This window comes from Roseomonas sp. CECT 9278 (assembly GCF_918698155.1).
In the GTDB taxonomy this organism is placed as follows: Bacteria; Pseudomonadota; Alphaproteobacteria; order Acetobacterales; family Acetobacteraceae; genus Neoroseomonas.
On the sequence record NZ_CAKKLX010000051.1, the window covers coordinates 1 to 16,497 of the forward strand.

12 protein-coding genes and 1 tRNA gene are annotated in these 16,497 nt (G+C 71.2%); 6 read left to right on the plus strand and 7 right to left on the minus strand.

Going from position 1 to position 16,497, the window contains the following annotated elements:
* Window positions 1–249 precede the first annotated feature (249 nt).
* From LQ222_RS22360 to LQ222_RS22370, 3 genes are all read left to right on the plus strand, one after another.
* A complete protein-coding gene (locus LQ222_RS22360) occupies window positions 250–1,215 on the plus strand; it encodes a tripartite tricarboxylate transporter substrate-binding protein (RefSeq protein ID WP_230169067.1) in 966 nt (321 codons plus the stop codon).
* 599 nt (window positions 1,216–1,814) lie between these two features.
* Entirely contained in the window at window positions 1,815–2,981 is a 1,167-nt protein-coding gene (locus LQ222_RS22365; protein ID WP_230169068.1) for a fumarylacetoacetate hydrolase family protein, read from the plus strand.
* A complete protein-coding gene (locus LQ222_RS22370) occupies window positions 2,978–3,754 on the plus strand; it encodes a carboxylesterase (protein ID WP_230169069.1) in 777 nt (258 codons plus the stop codon). Before LQ222_RS22365 ends, LQ222_RS22370 begins: the two co-directional genes overlap by 4 nt.
* Here the strand turns inward: LQ222_RS22370 and LQ222_RS22375 are convergent.
* On the minus strand, window positions 3,707–4,582 hold the full coding sequence (locus LQ222_RS22375) for an SDR family NAD(P)-dependent oxidoreductase (protein WP_230169070.1): 876 nt from the start codon (window positions 4,580–4,582) through the stop codon (window positions 3,707–3,709). The two genes, LQ222_RS22370 and LQ222_RS22375, sit on opposite strands and share 48 nt — an antisense overlap.
* A 267-nt stretch (window positions 4,583–4,849) precedes the next feature.
* On the opposite strand from LQ222_RS22375, the gene LQ222_RS22380 reads away from it, so the two are divergent.
* The gene (locus tag LQ222_RS22380) at window positions 4,850–5,665 is read left to right on the plus strand and encodes a tetratricopeptide repeat protein (RefSeq protein WP_230169071.1); all 816 of its coding nucleotides are present in this window, start codon (window positions 4,850–4,852) and stop codon (window positions 5,663–5,665) included.
* A 216-nt stretch (window positions 5,666–5,881) separates the two neighbouring features.
* Here LQ222_RS22380 and LQ222_RS22385 read toward each other — a convergent pair whose 3' ends face one another.
* The 5 genes from LQ222_RS22385 to LQ222_RS22405 form a co-directional block, all read right to left on the minus strand.
* Window positions 5,882–6,550 (minus strand): glutathione S-transferase family protein, encoded by a 669-nt coding sequence (locus tag LQ222_RS22385; protein WP_230169072.1) that lies wholly within the window; start codon window positions 6,548–6,550, stop codon window positions 5,882–5,884.
* Between the two features lie 381 nt (window positions 6,551–6,931).
* A complete protein-coding gene (locus LQ222_RS22390; protein WP_230169073.1) occupies window positions 6,932–7,441 on the minus strand; it encodes a hypothetical protein in 510 nt (169 codons plus the stop codon).
* A 149-nt stretch (window positions 7,442–7,590) separates the two neighbouring features.
* Window positions 7,591–12,132 carry a glutamate synthase large subunit gene (gltB, locus tag LQ222_RS22395; RefSeq protein WP_230169074.1) on the minus strand — a complete coding sequence of 1,514 codons (4,542 nt, stop codon included), beginning with the start codon at window positions 12,130–12,132 and terminating at the stop codon, window positions 7,591–7,593.
* Window positions 12,133–12,137: 5 nt separating this feature from the next.
* The gene (locus LQ222_RS22400; RefSeq protein ID WP_230169075.1) at window positions 12,138–13,577 is read right to left on the minus strand and encodes an NAD(P)-dependent oxidoreductase; all 1,440 of its coding nucleotides are present in this window, start codon (window positions 13,575–13,577) and stop codon (window positions 12,138–12,140) included.
* A 219-nt stretch (window positions 13,578–13,796) separates the two neighbouring features.
* The gene (locus tag LQ222_RS22405; RefSeq protein WP_230169076.1) at window positions 13,797–14,747 is read right to left on the minus strand and encodes a complex I NDUFA9 subunit family protein; all 951 of its coding nucleotides are present in this window, start codon (window positions 14,745–14,747) and stop codon (window positions 13,797–13,799) included.
* Window positions 14,748–14,947: 200 nt separating this feature from the next.
* Between LQ222_RS22405 and LQ222_RS22410 the strand changes: the two genes are divergently transcribed.
* Window positions 14,948–15,034 (plus strand) — tRNA-Leu (locus tag LQ222_RS22410).
* A 62-nt stretch (window positions 15,035–15,096) separates the two neighbouring features.
* On the opposite strand, the gene LQ222_RS22415 is transcribed toward LQ222_RS22410, so the two are convergent.
* Window positions 15,097–15,567: a DUF4440 domain-containing protein gene (locus tag LQ222_RS22415; protein WP_230169077.1), complete on the minus strand. Its 471-nt coding sequence runs from the start codon at window positions 15,565–15,567 to the stop codon at window positions 15,097–15,099.
* A gap of 202 nt (window positions 15,568–15,769) precedes the next feature.
* Between LQ222_RS22415 and LQ222_RS22420 the strand changes: the two genes are divergently transcribed.
* Window positions 15,770–16,426 (plus strand): ribonuclease D, encoded by a 657-nt coding sequence (locus LQ222_RS22420; protein WP_230169078.1) that lies wholly within the window; start codon window positions 15,770–15,772, stop codon window positions 16,424–16,426.
* Window positions 16,427–16,497 lie beyond the last annotated feature (71 nt).

The following is a 16,497-nucleotide window of genomic DNA, read 5'->3' on the forward strand; positions in this document are numbered from 1 at the left end:
TTTTTTTTTTTCAAGCAGAAGCCGGCCTACGAGATCATGCCTAGTCTCGTGGGCTCGGAGATGTGTATAAGCGCCAGCGCGCGGCCTGCCGCCGGCGGGCTCGGCGGCGCCGGCGCGCCCTGTGGGGCGGAGCCTGGTCGCGGCCTGCTGACGGCGCCGCGCCGCATCATCGGCGTCGCGCGGCGCCGCGGGGCTTGCGTGGTGCGCCGATGCTGCGACTCTCCCCGTGCCGATCCGGGAGGTCCACGCATGTCCATCATCCTGCGCCGAATTCTGTGCGCGCTGTCGCTCGCGGCGGCGCTGGCCGCCCCGGCGGTGGCGCAGACCGCCTTTCCCAGCCGCCCGGTCTCGCTGGTCGTCGGCTTCGCGCCGGGCGGGCCGGCGGATGTGGTGGCGCGGCTGATCGCGCCTGCCCTCGCCGCCGATCTCGGCCAGCCCGTGGTGGTCGAGAACGCCTCGGGCGCCGGCGGGTCCATCGGCCAGGGGCGCGTCGCGCAGGCGCGCCCCGACGGGCACGTCATCCTGTTCGGATCGCTGGCCCAGGCCACCATCCCGACCCTGGTGCGCGGCCTGCCCTTCGACCCGCTGGCGCTGGAGGCGATCGGCATGGTGAATGAGGTGCCGATGTCGATCATCGCGCGCCGCGACTTCCCCGCCGCCACGCTGGCCGACCTGGTGGTCGTCGTGCGGCGCGAGGGGACGCGCCTCAACCTCGGCAATGCCGGGGTCGGGTCGACCAGCCACCTGTGCAGCCTGCTGCTGATCGCGGCGATCGGCACGCCGGTGACCATCGTGCCCTATCGCGGCAACGGGCCGGCGATGAACGACCTGCTGTCGGGCACGCTCGACATGGGCTGCGACCAGACCACCAACAACGCCGAGCAGATCCGCACCGGGGCAATCCGCGGCTATGCCATCACCACGGCCGAGCGCACCTCCGCCCTGCCCGACGTGCCGACCACCGCGGAGGCCGGGCTGCCGGCCATGAGCATGTCCGGCTGGAACATGCTGTTCGCGCCGGCCGGCACCCCGCGGCCGGTGATCGACCGGCTGAACCGCGCGCTGCTGGCAACGCTGCGCGACGAGGCGGTGACGCGCCGCATGGTGGAGCTCGGCAGCCGCCCGGCCGCCGGCGACCGCACCACGCCGGCCGGGGCGCAGGCCTTCTGGCGCGCCGAGATCGCGCGCTGGAAGCCGCTGCTCGAAGGGAGGTAGGTTTCTTGCCCTCAGACGGCGGGCGGGCCGCATCCGCGGCCCTTGCCTTCGCGCCGTGCGCTCCCGGATCGTGCAGCCGCACGATCCGCAGTTTTGATTGACCCTCAAGCGCCGGGCGCCGGCATCCGCCGGCTTGGCTGCGCGCCGTGCGCTGTTGCGCTGGCGGGGCTGATGGGGTTGGCGCGGTCGCGCTTTGCGCTCCCGGATCGTGCGGCCGCACGATCCGCGGTTTTATTTGACCCTCAAGCGCCGGGCGCCGGCATCCGCCGGCTTGGCTGCGCGCCGTGCGCTGTTGCGCTGGCGGCGTCTGATGGGGTGGGCGCGGTCGCGCTTTGCGCTCCCGGATCGTGCCTTCGCACGATCCGCAGTTTTGATTGACCCTCAAGCGCCGGGCGCCGGCATCCGTCGGCTTGGCTGCGCGCCGTGCGCTGTTGCGCTGGCGGCGTCTGATGGGGTGGGCGCGGTCGCGCTTTGCGCTCCCGGATCGTGCAGCCGCACGATCCGAAAGAAGGCGAGGTAGCGCAACCGCCGGCGACCCCCCCTTGGCAGCCTCGCGCCGCCCGGCCAGCCTGTGCGCAGAAACGGGGGAGAACGACACGATGCGCCTGGACCGCACCTGCCTGCCGGCGGATTTCGCCGCCGGCGCCTTCGCCGCGCGCATCATGACGCCGGACGGGCCCGGCATCGTCGGCTTCCTCGGCGCCGCCGCCTTCGACATGACCAGCGCCTACGGCACCATGGCGCAGTGGCTGGACCGCGACACGCCCGCCGCCTGCATCCGCCACCACGGCGCGCCGATCGCGCTCGACCTCGATGCGCTGCTGGCCAATTCCGCGCATGACGCGCGCGATCCGGCGAAGCCCTGGCTGCTGGCGCCGATCGACCTGCAGGCGGTGAAGGCCGCGGGCGTCACCTATGTGCGCTCGATGCTGGAACGCGTGATCGAGGAACGCTGCCGCGGCGATGCCTCGCGCGCCGAGGCGGTGCGCGCCGAGGTCCGCGCCATCATCGGCGACGACCTGGCAAACCTGGTGCCCGGCAGCGCCGAGGCCATGAAGGTCAAGGCCGCGCTGGTCGAGAAGGGCTGGTGGAGCCAGTACCTGGAGGTCGGCATCGGCGCGGATGCCGAGATCTTCACGAAATGCCCGCCGATGGCCGCGGTCGGGATCGGATCGAAGGTCGGCGTGCATCCGAATTCCGCCTGGTCCAACCCGGAGCCCGAGGCGGTGATGGTGGTGAATGCGAAGGGCCGCATCCAGGGTGCCACGCTGGGCAACGACGTGAACCTGCGCGATGTCGAGGGGCGCTCCGCGCTGCTGCTGGGCCGTGCGAAGGACAACAACGCCTCGGCCGCGCTGGGCCCGATGATCCGCCTGTTCGACGAGGGCTTCACGCTGGAGGATATCCGCCGCGCCGAGATCACGCTGACCATCCGCGGCACCGACGGCTTCACGCTGGAGGAGAGTGGCGCGATCGGTTCGATCAGCCGCGATCCGACCGCGCTGGTGGGGCAGATGATCGGCGCGCATCACCAGTATCCGGACGGCGCGGTGCTGTATCTCGGCACGCCCTTCTCGCCATCGAAGGATCGCGGCGCGGCGGGGATGGGCTTCACGCACAAGGAGGGCGACGTGGTGCGCATCGCCTCGCCGCGCCTGGGTGCGCTGGTGAACGAGGTGGACCGCACCGACGCATGCCCGCCCTGGGTGTTCGGCACGGGGGCGCTGTTCGCTTCCCTCGCGCGGCGCGGGCTGCCGCGGCCATGAGGGAGGAGCGCGGCGCCATCGACCGCGGCGACGGCGTGCGCCTGGCGTGGCGGCGGATCGCCGCGGGCGGCGTCAGGCAAGGCGCGGGGCGGGGCGTGGGCGTCGTGTTCCTCGGCGGCTTCAATTCCGACATGGCCGGCAGCAAGGCGGAATTCCTGGCCGGCTGGTGCGAGGCGCGGGGCACGCCCTTCCTGCGCTTCGACTATTCGGGGCATGGCGAATCCGGCGGCCGCTTCGTGGACGGCACCATCGGCCGCTGGGCGGCCGACGCCGCCTGCGTGGTCGATGCGCTGGCGCCCGGGCCGCAGGTGCTGGTGGGATCGTCGATGGGCGGGTGGATCGCGCTGCTGCTGGCGCGGCGGCGCGCGCCGCAGGCGCTGGTCGGCATCGCCCCCGCGCCCGACTTCACCGAGGACCTGATGTGGGCGCAGTTCACGCCCGAGATCCGCGCCACCATCGAACGCGATGGCGTCTGGCATCGCCCGAGCGACTATGGCGCGCCCTATCCCATCACCCGCGCGCTGATCGAGGATGGCCGCGACCACCTGCTGCTGCGCGGCCCGATCGCGCTGGAGGCGCCGGTCCGAATCCTGCAGGGCATGGAGGACCCCGACGTGCCCTGGCGCCACGCGCTGCGGATCGCGGATGCCCTGCGCGGCGGCGATGTGCGCGTCACGCTGGTGAAGGATGGCGACCACCGGCTGTCGCGCCCGGCGGACCTGGCGCTATTGGGCGAGACCCTCGCGCCGCTCCTGGCCGAGGATCGCGGCTAGCCCCTCGCGATAGGTCGGGTACTGCCAGGCGATGCCGAGCGCGGCCTTCGTCGCGGCGTTCGCGACGCGCCGGTTCTCCGCCCAGAAGGACAGCGCCATCGGCGACATGCGCGCGCGCGCTTCGTCGAACGGGATCGCCGGCGGCGGTTCCAGGCCGAGCAGCCGCGCGGCGTGTTCCGTCACGACGGCGCTTTCGGCGGCCTCGTCATCCACCAGGTGCAGGATGCGTTCGCGCGGCGCGCTGTCCTGCGCCATGGCCGCCAGCACGGCCAGCGCGATGTCGTCGCGATGGATGCGCGAGAAGGCGTGGCCGGGCTTCACCACGCGCCGCGCGGTGCCGGCGCGCAGGTCGTCGAAGGGCGATCGGCCGGGGCCATAGATGCCGCCGACGCGGAAGATGTCGAGTGCGGCGCGGCCGCGCACCAGGGCGCGCCAGGCCTGCTCGGCAGCGAGGCGGCGGCGGGAGCGGTCCTGGCCGGGGGCGGGCGGCGTCGCGTCGTCCACCTCGGCGCCACCGCGGTCGCCATAGACGCCGGTGGTGGACAGGTAGCCGACCCAGCGCAGCGTGCCCGCCGCCAGCGCGGCATCGATGGCCCCGCCATGCGCGGCGATCACCGGGTCGCCGGCCGCGTCGGGCGCTGCGGTGACCAGAATCCCCCGCGCTTGCGCGATGGCCGGTCCGGCGGCGTCGAAGGCGATGGCGGTCACGCCCGGCGGCGCGGGCGCGGGCGCGGGGTCGCGCATGGTGCCTGACACCTCGCGGCCCTGCGCGGCGGCCAGGCGTGCCGCAGCCTGTCCGGCGTATCCAAGGCCCATCACCAGCAGCATCGCATCCTCCTCAAGCGCGCGGCGGCGCCGATGGCCGGCCGCGGCAAGGCGTTCACCGGTCCGTCGTCAGCGGCCTGCAGCCCTATCCCGCCTGGCCGGGGGCACCATCAAAGCGCCGACCCGTGGCACCGACCTGCGACGGGACGTTTGCATCGAAGGTGGTGTCCCCGTTTGACCTTCATCGCTGCGGCGCCCGCAGTCCAGCTGAGGCACTGGGGCATCGCTGCCGATCTGGCACGCGCGCGAGGTGGCGGCTAGATTGCGGCGATGTCGCCGTTCCGTCTCCTGCTGGCCGCCGCCGCGGTGCTGGTGCTTGCCGCCGGCGGCGCGGGCTGGTGGTGGCTGGCCGGCGGGCGTGGCGACGACCTGCTGCCCACGCCGCCGGAACCGCCGCGCCTGACCGATGCGCCGGAATACGAACGCTGCCTCGACATGCTCGAGGACGATCCCGAAGGCGCGCGCAGCATGGCGGAATCCTGGGCCATGGAAGGCGGCGGCGAAGGGGCCGCGCATTGCGCCGCGCTGGCCGCGCTGACGGTGGGCGAGGCGGAGCGTGCCGCCGAGGCGCTGGAGCGTATCGCCGCGCGCAGCCAGGCTGGTATCGCCGCCCGCGCCGCGGTGTTCGGCCAGGCCGGCGAGGCCTGGATCGCCGCCGGCAAGCCGCTGCGCGCCCATGCCGCGCTGACCCTGGCGCTGGCACTGACGCCCGACGCCCCGGCGCTGCTGAGCGAGCGCGCCATGGCGTCGCTGGCGCTCGACCGCCCGGCGGAGGCGCTGGCGGACCTGGAGCGCGCCGTGGTGGGCGACCCCAGCGCGGTCGAGCCCTGGGTGTTGCGTGCCTCCGCCCTGCGGCGGCTGGACCGCGTCGGCCTGGCGGCGGAGAGCGTGGCGCAGGCGCTGCGGCTCGAGCCCGAGAATGTCGAGGCGATGCTGGAGCGCGGCATCATCCGGCAGATCCAGGGCGATGCGGCGGGCGCGCGGGCCGATTGGGAGCGCGTGATCGAGACCGCGCCCGACAGTTCCGCCGCGGACCTGGCCGCGCAGAACATGGCGCTGATCGAGGCCGGGCCGGCGCAACGCTAGAGCATCATCCGTTCAGACGGAGTCGTCTGGACGGGTAAAGATGCTCGTGAAAACAATGGTCTAGGCCCGTTTTCGTGAGCCAAGGAGAACGGAAGCGGGTCCAGCCATGCGTGCATGGCAAGCGCGGCATCCGCCGCGTCGTCGCGGGACCTGTCGCGCGACGACGGCAGGCTGCGTCGACGACGCGCTTCGACAGCGCCATCCGCGATGTCGCGCTCAGAAATCCGGATCGGTGTAGTGGTCGGGCGGTGTCACGCCGCTGACGCGGTCCCCCAGCAGCGTGCGGAAGGATGGGCGCGACTTCATGCGCGCGTACCAGTCCTTCGCCGCTTCGTTCGCCGACCAGTCGATGTCGCCGATATAGTCCAGCGCCGAGAGATGCGCCGCGGCGGCGAGGTCGGCCAGCGTCAGCATCGGCCCGGCCAGCCAGGGCCGCGTCTCGGCCAGCCAGCCGATGTATTCGAGATGCGGGCGCAGGTTGGCATAGCCGGCGCGGATCGCGGCGGCATCCGGGTTGCCGCGGCCCATCAGCCGCTTCATCTGCTTTTCGTAGAGCAGGTTCACGCCGACCTCGGAGTGGAACTTGCCATCGAACCAGGCGACCAGGCGACGGACTTCCACGCGCTCCGCCAGGGTGCGGCCCAGCAGCGGCATGTCGGGATAGGCTTCGTCCAGGTATTCGCAGATCGCGTTGGAATCCGCGATGGTCAGGCCGTTCTCCTCCTGCAGGACGGGAACGGTGCAGGCGGGGTTCATGCCGAGGAAATCCTCGCGCCGGTCCCACACGCGTTCGATGCGCGTGTCGAACGGGATGCGCTTCTCGCCCAAGGCGAGGCGCACCTTGCGCGAGAAGGGCGAGAGGGGAAGGTGGAACAGGAGCCGCACGATCGGGCGCTTATGCCACCCGGGCGGCGGCGGCGCAAAGGCGGCGGGGACGCGCGCGACGCGAGGCACACGCTGGTGGATCGTGCGGCCCGACCGCGCCCAGACGGTCAGCCCCGCCTGGCGCAGCAGCCCAGGGCGCGCAGGCAAGGGCCGCGGATGCGGCCCGCCCGCCGCCTGAGGGACATCACGAAGCCTCGGATCGTGCGGCCGCACGATCCGGGCGCGCCCGGCGCTTGAGGGCGCAAACATGACCCCGCGCCCGCCGGCATGGGGCGCGCTCGAGCATGCTGCGTGCGCTCGCGCTCACTTCGCAGGCTCTAGCCTTTTTGTTTGTAGAGCATCTTCACGCGTTCAGATGATTCCATCTGAACGCGACCTGCTCTAGATCCGTCTCGCGCAGGCCAGGAACGCCTCGGTCACCGCGCGTGTCCCGCGCAGGTCCGCCGACCATGGCGCGACCGTCTCGCCGGGGAAGGTCAGCTGCATGCGCAGCCCGGCGGCGAAGGCCTCGACGAAGTTGATGAAGTTGCTGAAGGCGCCCTGGTAGGATGCCTCGATCATGTCGGGGCGGCTGGTGCCGGTGTAGTTCAGTTCCGCCCGCCGGCCATCGATGCCGATGACGATGCGCCCGGTGGCCTCGCGCCGCACGTTCCAGGACCCGTCGCCGACCTGGACGAAGCCGTGCAACTGCCCGCGCAGGCGTTCGACCTTGATCCAGAAGAACCGACCGACCCGGTTCGCGTTGGTGCCCATGCCGCAGAGCTGCCCGCCGTCGCCCTGCGCGACATAGGCGGTCCAGCCGTTCACCGCGGCCAGGTTGCGGATCTGCTGCGCCTCGGCCGGCAGCACGAGGGCGATGGCGGCCACCAGGGCCAGGGTGAGACGACGCATGACATTCTCCTTCCCTGCGCGGCCCGCGGCAGGTCGCCCGCCGGCGAGCGCAGACTAGCGGGGCGTCACGCAAACGGAAGATGGGGACGGGACGCCCCGTGAAGGATTTCGCCGGCGCGGGCCGGCCAACCAGGGCCCGCGCCGGCAGGTCATTCCGCCGCGACGGCTGCGGCCTCGGTCATCGGCACCGGCAGGTAGGGCGCGTATTCCTTCGGCACCACGTGCCAGAAGCGGTGGCGTTCGGTCGCCCATTCGTTCAGCAGGCGGGCGGCGAAGCGGCTGCCGGTCTCGGCCACGTGGCGCGCGATCAGGTCGCACAGCACGCCTTCCCAATGCGGATGGGCCAGCCGGTTCCAGAGCAGGGAATCGGGGTTCACCCGCACGCCGAAGGTATCGTCGGCGTCGTAGATGAAGGCCTGGCCGCCGGTGAAGCCGGCGCCGAAATTGTCGCCCACCGCGCCCAGGATCGCGACGGTGCCGCCGGTCATGTATTCGCAGCCATTGGCACCGCAGCCCTCGACCACCGCGGTGGCGCCGGAATTGCGGACGGCGAAGCGTTCGCCCGCCTGGCCGGCGGCGAACAATTCGCCGGCCGTGGCACCGTAAAGGCACGTGTTGCCGATGATGGTGTTGTCGTTCCACACCAGCGGCGAGGACGGCGCGGGACGCACCACGATGGTGGCGCCCGACAGCCCCTTGCCGACATAGTCGTTGGCGTCGCCGAACACCTCCAGCTTCAGCCCCTTCACGCCGAAGGCGCCGAGCGACTGGCCCGCGCTGCCGCGCAGCCGGACGTTCAGGTGCCCCGGCTGCAGCCCCGACATCCCGAACTGCCGCGTGATGCGCGACGACACCTTGGTGCCGATGGCGCGATGCGTGTTCCGGATGTTGTACTGCAGCTGCATCTTCTCGCCGTGGCGGAACAGCGCGTCGGCGTCGCGGATCATCTCCGCGTCCAGCGTCTCGGGCACCTCGTTGCGGCCTTCCAGCGTGCAATAGGCCGGGTGCGGGCCGGCATCGGCCTGCACCAGCAGCGGGTTGAGGTCGAGGTCATCGAGATCCTCCGACCCGCGGCTGACCTGCTGCAGCAGGTCGGTGCGGCCGATCACGTCGGTCAGGCGCCGGAAGCCGAGGGCGGCGATGATCTCGCGCACCTCCTCCGCCACGAAGGAGAACAGGTTGATGACCTTCTCCGGCGTGCCGGCGAACTTCTCCCGCAGCTTCTCGTCCTGCACGCAGACGCCGACCGGGCAGGTGTTGGAATGGCACTGGCGCACCATGATGCAGCCCATCGCGACCAGCGATGCGGTGCCGATGCCGAATTCCTCCGCACCGAGCATCGCGGCGATCACCACGTCGCGCCCGGTCTTGATGCCGCCATCGGTGCGCAGCCGCACACGGTGGCGCAGGCGGTTGAGCTGGAGCACCTGGTGCGTCTCGGACAGCCCCAGTTCCCAGGGCAGGCCGACATACTTGATGGAGGAGACGGGCGACGCACCCGTGCCGCCGGAATGCCCGGACACCAGGATGGCGTCGGCCTTCGCCTTGGCCACGCCGGCGGCGATGGTGCCGATGCCCGACCGCGCCACCAGCTTCACGCACACGGTCGCATCCGGGTTGATCTGCTTGAGGTCGTAGATGAGCTGCGCCAGGTCCTCGATGGAATAGATGTCGTGGTGCGGCGGCGGGGAGATCAGCATCACCCCGGGCGTCGAATGGCGCAGCTTGGCGATCAGCCCGGTCACCTTGAAGCCGGGCAACTGGCCGCCCTCGCCGGGCTTGGCACCCTGGGCGACCTTGATCTCGATCTCGCGGCAGTTGTTCAGGTATTCGGCGGTCACGCCGAAGCGGCCCGACGCGATCTGCTTGATGGCGCTGTTCGCATTGTCGCCGTTCGCGCGCGGCTTGGCGCGGGACGGGTCCTCGCCGCCCTCGCCGGAATCCGACCGCGCGCCGATGCGGTTCATCGCGATCGACAGCGTCTCATGCGCTTCCGGCGACAGCGCGCCGAGCGAGATGCCCGGCGCGACCAGCCGCTTGCGGATCTCGGTGATGCTCTCGACTTCCTCGAGCGTCACCGCCGTGCGGCCTTCCATGCGGAAATCCAGCAGGTCGCGCAGTGCGACCGGCGGCATGCGGCGCACCGCCTCGGAATACCGCTTGTAGGTCTGGTAGCTGTCGGTCTCGACCGCCTTCTGCAGCGTGTGGATCAGGCTGCCGTCGAAGGCATGCACCTCGCCGCGCCGGCGCAGCTTGTAGAGGCCACCGACCGGCAGCGCGACCGCGCCTTCCTGCCAGGCCTTGTCGTGCAGCGCGAGCAGCCGGCGCGCGATGCCCGACAACCCGATGCCGGAGATGCGCGAGGGCGTGCCGGGGAAGAATTCCGCCACCAGCGCGCGCGACAGGCCGATGGCCTCGAAGTTCATGCCGCCGCGATAGGACGACAGCACGCCGATGCCGAGCTTGGACATGACCTTCAGCAGGCCCTTGTCCACCGCCTTCTTGTACTTCGCAACCGCATCGCCCAGGCCGACATTGCCGAACAGGCCGCGGCGATGGCGGTCGGCGATGCTCTCCTGCGCCAGGTACGCATTCACCGTGGTCGCACCCGCGCCGATCAGCACGGCGAAGTAGTGCACGTCCATGCACTCCGCGGCGCGCACATTGAGCGAGGTGAAGGTGCGCAGCCCGTGCTTGACCAGGTGCGTCTGCACCGCGCCGACCGCCAGGATCATCGGGATGGCGGCACGTTCGGCGCATTGCGCCTCATCGGTCAGGATGACGTGGGCGTGGCCGGAACGCACGCCTTCCTCGGCCTCGCGCCGGATGCGTTCCAGCGCGCGGCGCAGCCCGCCCTCGCCATCCGTCACGTCCCAGGTGCAGTCCACGGTGCAGACCGTGCTGCCCATGTAGCCGCGCATGGCGTCGAACTGCGCGTTGGACAGCACGGGGCTCTCCAGCATCAGCATGTCGCACTGCGTCGGGTCCTCGTCGAGGATGTTGCCGAGGTTCCCCAGCCGCGTGCGCAGCGTCATCACGCGGGATTCGCGCAGGCTGTCGATCGGCGGGTTGGTGACCTGCGCGAAGGTCTGGCGGAAATAGTGGTGCAGGCCGCGATACTGTTCGGACAGCACGGCGATGGGCGTGTCGTCGCCCATGGAGCCGACCGCCTCGTTGGCGTCCTCCACCATGGGGTGCAGGATGCTTTCCAGCTCCTCCAGCGTGTAGCCCATCGCGAGCTGCCGGCGGCGCAGTTCCTCGGTGGCGAAGTTCGCGCGCTCGTCGCCCTCGGCCTTGACGATCTCGTCGATGCGGGTGGTGCGCGCGGTCCACTTGCCGAAGGGCTTGCGCGCCGCCAGCGTGTCCTTCAGCGCCGCGTCCTCGTAGAAGCGGGCTTCCTCGAGATCCACGCCGATGCACTGTCCCGGCCCGAGGCGCCCCTTCTGGACGATGCGGTCCTCGGCCACCTTCACCATGCCGGTCTCGCTGCCCACGATCAGCAGGCCATCGGCGGTGACGGTGTAGCGCATCGGGCGCAGGCCGTTGCGATCCAGGCCGGCGACCACCCAGCGCCCATCCGTCGCGGCGATCGCCGCCGGGCCGTCCCAGGGTTCCATGACCGCGTTGCAGTACATGAACAGCTCGCGATGGTTCTCCGGCATGGTGGCGTTGTTGCCGGTGCTCTCGGGGATCAGCATGGCCTTGGCCATCGGCGCGTCGCGCCCGCCGCGCACCAGCAGTTCGAAGACGTTGTCGAGCGTCGCGGTATCCGACCCGCCAGCCTGCACGATCGGCTTGATGTCCTCGATGTACGGGTCGAGCAGCGCGTGGGACAGGCGCGTCTCGTGCGACTTCATCCAGTTGGCGTTGCCGTGCAGCGTGTTGATCTCGCCGTTATGCGCGAGCATGCGGAAGGGCTGCGCCAGGCGCCAGGTCGGGAAGGTGTTGGTCGAATACCGCTGGTGGTAGATCGCGAAGCGCGAGACGAAGCGCGCATCGACCAGGTCGGGGTAGAATTCGGTCAGGCTCTCGGCCAGGAACATGCCCTTGTAGATGAGCGAGCGCGCCGAGAGCGAGCACAGGTACAGTTCCGGGATCTGCGCGGCGATCGCCTGCTTCTCGATGCGTCGGCGGATCACGAACATGTCGCGCTCGACGGTTTCCACGTCGCGCAGCTCGGGGTCCCAGATCAGGATCTGCTCGATCTCGGGGCGCGTGGCATTCGCCTTCTCGCCGATGCAGGCGACGTTTATCGGCACCTGGCGCCAGCCATAGATGGAATAGCCGGCATTCAGGATCTCGGTCTCGATGATCTGGCGGCAGCGTTCCTGCGCACCGAGGTCGGTCTTGGGCAGGAACACCATGCCGACCGCGATGCGGCCCGGGCGCAGCCGGTCACCGCCGCGTTCCACCACTTCCGCGAAGAAATCCTGCGGCACTTCGACATGGATGCCGGCACCGTCGCCGGTCTTGCCATCGGCATCGACGGCGCCGCGGTGCCACACCGCCTTCAGCGCATCGATGCCGGCCTGCACCACCGCGCGGGACGGCTTGCCATCCAGCGCCGCCACCAGGCCGACGCCGCAGGCATCGTGTTCGGTCAGGTCAAGATGCGCGTCGGCCTCCAGCGCCGCGCGGCCGCGGGCGAAGGCTTCGACGAAATCGGCGCCGCTCTCGGAATGCTGCGTCATGTCTCTCACTCCGCCGCGATGGCCGGGGTCGCGGCCCGGGCCTGGATGAAGCCATGGATCTGGTCGGCCGCGTCGCGCCCGTCGCGGATGCCCCACACCACCAGCGAGGCGCCGCGCACGATGTCGCCGGCGGCGAACACGCCCGGCAGCGCCGTCATCATGGTGCGATGGTCGATCTTCAGCGTGCCCCAGCGCGACACCGGCAGAGCGGGTTCGTTGAAGGCGGCGGGCAGGTCCTCGGGGTCGAAGCCCAGCGCCTTGATCACCAGGTCGGCCTTCACCTCGAAGCCGGCATTGGCGATCGGTTCCACCTGCTGCCGCCCGGTCGCGTCGGGCAGGCCCAGATGCATGCGCTGCGCGCGCACGCCCTGCACGCGGCCCTGGCCGGTGAAGGCTTCCGGCGCGGCCAGCCATTCGAAGCGCACGCCTTCTTCCTCGGCGTTCTTCACCTCGCGCATGGAGCCCGGCATGTTCGCCTTGTCGCGGCGATACAGGCAGGTGACCGACGCCGCGCCCTGGCGCACCGCGGTGCGCACGCAATCCATCGCGGTGTCGCCGCCGCCGACGACGACCACGTGCTTGCCCTCGGCATTCAGCGCGCCGTTCTCGAAGTCCGGCACGTTGTCGCCCAGGCCCTTGCGGTTGGACGCGATCAGGTAGTCGAGCGCCGGCACCACGCCATCCAGCCCCGCGCCGGGGCAGGCGATGTCGCGCGCCTTGTACACGCCGGTCGCGATCAGCACGGCGTCGTGCTGGCCGCGCAGCGCCTCCAGCGTGACGTCACGGCCGACCGCCACGTTCAGGCGGAAATCGATGCCGCCCTGCACGTATTGCTGCCAGCGGCGGACCACGACCTCCTTCTCCAGCTTGAAGTTGGGGATGCCGTAGATCATCAGCCCGCCGGCGCGGTCGTGGCGGTCATACAGCGTGACCTGGTAGCCCATGACGCGCAGGCGTTCCGCGGCGGCCATGCCGGCCGGGCCGGCGCCGATGATGCCGATGGATTGCGGGCGTTCGCGCACCGGCGTGGGCGGCTTGACCCAGCCTTTCTCCCAGGCGGTGTCGGTGATGTACTTCTCGACCGCGCCGATCGTGACGGATTCGAAGCCCTTCTCGATGACGCAATTGCCTTCGCAGAGCCGGTCCTGCGGGCAGACGCGGCCGCAGATCTCGGGGAAGGTGTTGGTCGCGGCCGCGACTTCGTAGGCTTCCTCGAGCCGCCCCTCGGCGGTCAGCTTCAGCCAGTCCGGGATGTTGTTGTTGAGCGGGCAATGCACCTGGCAGAACGGCACGCCGCATTGCGAACAGCGCGAGGCCTGCGCGCCGGCGGCCTCCTGCGCGAAGGCCTGGTAGACCTCGCCCCAATCGGCGCGGCGCTCGCCGGCATCGCGCTTGTCCGGCTGGCGCTGCTGCAGGCGGACGAACTGGAGCATCTTCTCGGCCATAGGACCTCCCGCGGCGACAGACTGGCCAGGGCACGCGGCACCGCCGCGCATGATCCGGCAAGGGACCCCTGGCGTCGCGTCACATACGGCATGCAAATCCGCCGCGCGAGTCCTTTATGCGCCGTTAGGGCAGTTTTTGTGTCCTAAATTCCGCCCGCCTCGGCGTTGGCACGCGATACCAACGACTTCGGCAGTCGAATTAAGTCCGAATCGGCCAGATCAGCTCGCGATCACAGCCCGCCGCGTCCCACCCGGCCGGTAGCGCGCCAGGTAGGGCGGCACCACCGCCTCCGCCGCCTTCGCCGCGATGCCGAGGTCGGCCAGGGTCAGCGCGCCCTCCGCCACCAGGTTGTCGCGCTGCAGCAGCAGCAGCTGGTCGCGCGTCAGCGGCGGGGTCGGCAGCAGCTCCCCCAGCCGCGCCTGCAACGCCACCAGCTTCTCCGGCAGCGGCACCAGGCGGCGGCGGCGCCCGGTGTGCTCCAGCACGAAGTCCAGCACCTGCCGCATCGACATCGCGCGCGGCCCGCCGAGCTCATAGGTGCGGCCCGCCGCGTCGTCGCGGTCGATCGCCGCCATCACGGCATCCGCCACGTCGCCGACATAGACCGGCTGGAAGCGCGTCTCGCCGGCCACCACGGGCATGAAGGGCAGCACCGCGGCCAGCCCGGCGAAGCGGTTGAAGAACTGGTCCTCCGGCCCGAACACCACCGATGGGCGCAGGATGGTGGCGCCGTAGAAGGCGGTCCGCACGGCCTCCTCGCCCTCGGCCTTGCTGCGGGCATAGAGGCTCTCGCTGGCGGCATCGGCGCCGATCGCCGACAGGTGCACCAGCCTGCGCGCGCCCGCCGCCGCGGCCAGGCGCGCGACGCGGCCGGCGCCCTCGGCCTGGATCGCCTGGAAGCCGCCGGGCTTCCGCTCGAACAGGATGCCGACCAGGTTCACCACCACCTCGGCGCCCGCCACCGCGCGCGCCACCGCGGCATCGTCGGTGACCGAGGCCGCCACCGGCACCACCTGCCCGACGCCCCCCAGCGTCCGCAGCTTCCCGGCCTTCTCGGTATCCCGCCCGGCGACGCGCACGATGAAGCCGGCCTTGGCCAGGCGCTGCACCACATGCCGGCCGATGAAGCCGGCGCCGCCGAAGACCGTCGCCACCCGACGCGAAGCCATGCCACGTCCCCTTTTTTCCGATGTGCCGGACCATATGGGGACGGTCCCGACGCGCCAAGGCGGCCGGCGCGTTACAGGCGCCGCGCTTCGGTCCATCGCGCCACGGCATCGCGTTGCGCCTGGCGTCGCATCGGGGGCGCTTGACGTCATGCGCGGCGGCGCGTAATTGCGCGCCCTCGCCGAAAGGCGCCGACCCCCTTGCCCAGGTGGCGGAATTGGTAGACGCGCTGGCTTCAGGTGCCAGTGACCGCAAGGTCGTGAAGGTTCGAGTCCTTTCCTGGGCACCAGTGTCTTCCGCCGCGGCGGCGCCAACCCGGACAATGCCTTGGCTGGCCCTTGCGGCCGCCGGTCAATCCGGCGGCGGCGCGTAGATCTGCGCGGTCTCCGCAAAGATCCGCCAGCCCGCGGCGTCCCGGCGCATGTACAGCATCGAGCGGACGCGGCGCCCGCGCGCCGCCGCCCGGGCATCGCCATCGACATGCCAGACCCAGATCAGCACGCCGCGGTCCGCATCCCCGTCGAAACTGGCGTTGAGCAGCCGCAGCGGCGGCTGGCCCGCCGCCAGGTTGACCGCCAGCGCCGCGCGGATCTGCGTCCGGCCAGCCACCACGCCGCCCTGCGGCGTCAGCACCACCCCGTCCTCGGCATAGAAGGCGAGCACGCGGTCGACGTCGCGGGCGGTCAACGCCGCCTCGAAATGGCGGACGAAGGCGGCGGGGGTGTCGGCGCCGGCCTCGGCGCGCGGCGCGCGCCCCGCCGCGGGCATGGCCAGCGCCGCCAGGCCAAGGACCATGCGCCGCCGCAGCGGGGGGTGGGTCATGCGTCAAGTCTCCGTGCGATCGCCTGCGCCATGGCGGCATGGTGCGATGCGGACGAAACGATCGGCAAGCCGTGTCGGTGCGGCCGGCGGGTGGCGTGCTTGCCTCGTGCTGGCGCGGGCCGTAAGAACCCCCGGCATTCCGGCGGCTTCGCGGCCCAGGCGGCCGCCCGCACGCACCCCGAGACGAGGCACCGCGCATCCCGTGGGAACCACCCTGTTCACCCATGCCGGCGTGACCATCCGGCTACACCGCAACGACCTGCCGGACGGGATCGATTTCGGCCGCGTCGTCGCCATCGACACCGAGACGATGGGCCTGAACCCGCATCGCGACCGGCTCTGCCTGGTGCAGCTGTCGTCGGGCGACGGCACCGCGCATCTGGTGCAGTTGATCCCCGAGAGCCTGGGCGGGCATGGCTTCGCCGCGCCGAACCTGAAGAAGCTGTTGGCCGATCCGGCGGTGACCAAGCTGTTCCACTTCGCCCGCTTCGACGTGGCCGTGCTGTGGCATTGCCTGGGGGTCACCACCGCGCCGGTGGTCTGCACCAAGGTCGCGGCGAAGCTGGTGCGGACCTTCACCGACCGCCACGGGCTGAAGGACCTGTGCAAGGAATTGCTGGGCGTGGACCTGTCCAAGCAGCAGCAGACCTCGGATTGGGGCGCGCCGGAGCTGACGCCGGAGCAGCTCGCCTATGCGGCGTCGGACGTGCTGCACCTGCACGCGCTGTGGGCGAAGCTGGAGGGGCTGCTGAAGCGGGAAGGCCGGCTGGACCTGGCCGAGGCCTGTTTCCGCTTCCTGCCGGCCCGCGGCAAGCTGGACCTGCTGGGCTACGAGGACCCGGACATCCTGAGGCACTAGGTTTGCCCTCAGACGGCGGGCGCCGGGCGCCCGCCCGGCTGGCCTTCGCGCCATGGGCTGGTGTTCTGGCG

Coding starts and splice junctions, on each gene's coding strand:
- LQ222_RS22360 (WP_230169067.1), top strand. CDS start 250: ATGTCCATCATCCTGCGCCGAATTCTGTGCGCGCTGTCGCTCGCGGCG.
- LQ222_RS22365 (WP_230169068.1), top strand. CDS start 1,815: ATGCGCCTGGACCGCACCTGCCTGCCGGCGGATTTCGCCGCCGGCGCC.
- LQ222_RS22370 (WP_230169069.1), top strand. CDS start 2,978: ATGAGGGAGGAGCGCGGCGCCATCGACCGCGGCGACGGCGTGCGCCTG.
- LQ222_RS22375 (WP_230169070.1), bottom strand. CDS start 4,582: ATGCTGCTGGTGATGGGCCTTGGATACGCCGGACAGGCTGCGGCACGC.
- LQ222_RS22380 (WP_230169071.1), top strand. CDS start 4,850: ATGTCGCCGTTCCGTCTCCTGCTGGCCGCCGCCGCGGTGCTGGTGCTT.
- LQ222_RS22390 (WP_230169073.1), bottom strand. CDS start 7,441: ATGCGTCGTCTCACCCTGGCCCTGGTGGCCGCCATCGCCCTCGTGCTG.
- gltB (WP_230169074.1), bottom strand. CDS start 12,132: ATGACGCAGCATTCCGAGAGCGGCGCCGATTTCGTCGAAGCCTTCGCC.
- LQ222_RS22400 (WP_230169075.1), bottom strand. CDS start 13,577: ATGGCCGAGAAGATGCTCCAGTTCGTCCGCCTGCAGCAGCGCCAGCCG.
- LQ222_RS22405 (WP_230169076.1), bottom strand. CDS start 14,747: ATGGCTTCGCGTCGGGTGGCGACGGTCTTCGGCGGCGCCGGCTTCATC.
- LQ222_RS22415 (WP_230169077.1), bottom strand. CDS start 15,567: ATGACCCACCCCCCGCTGCGGCGGCGCATGGTCCTTGGCCTGGCGGCG.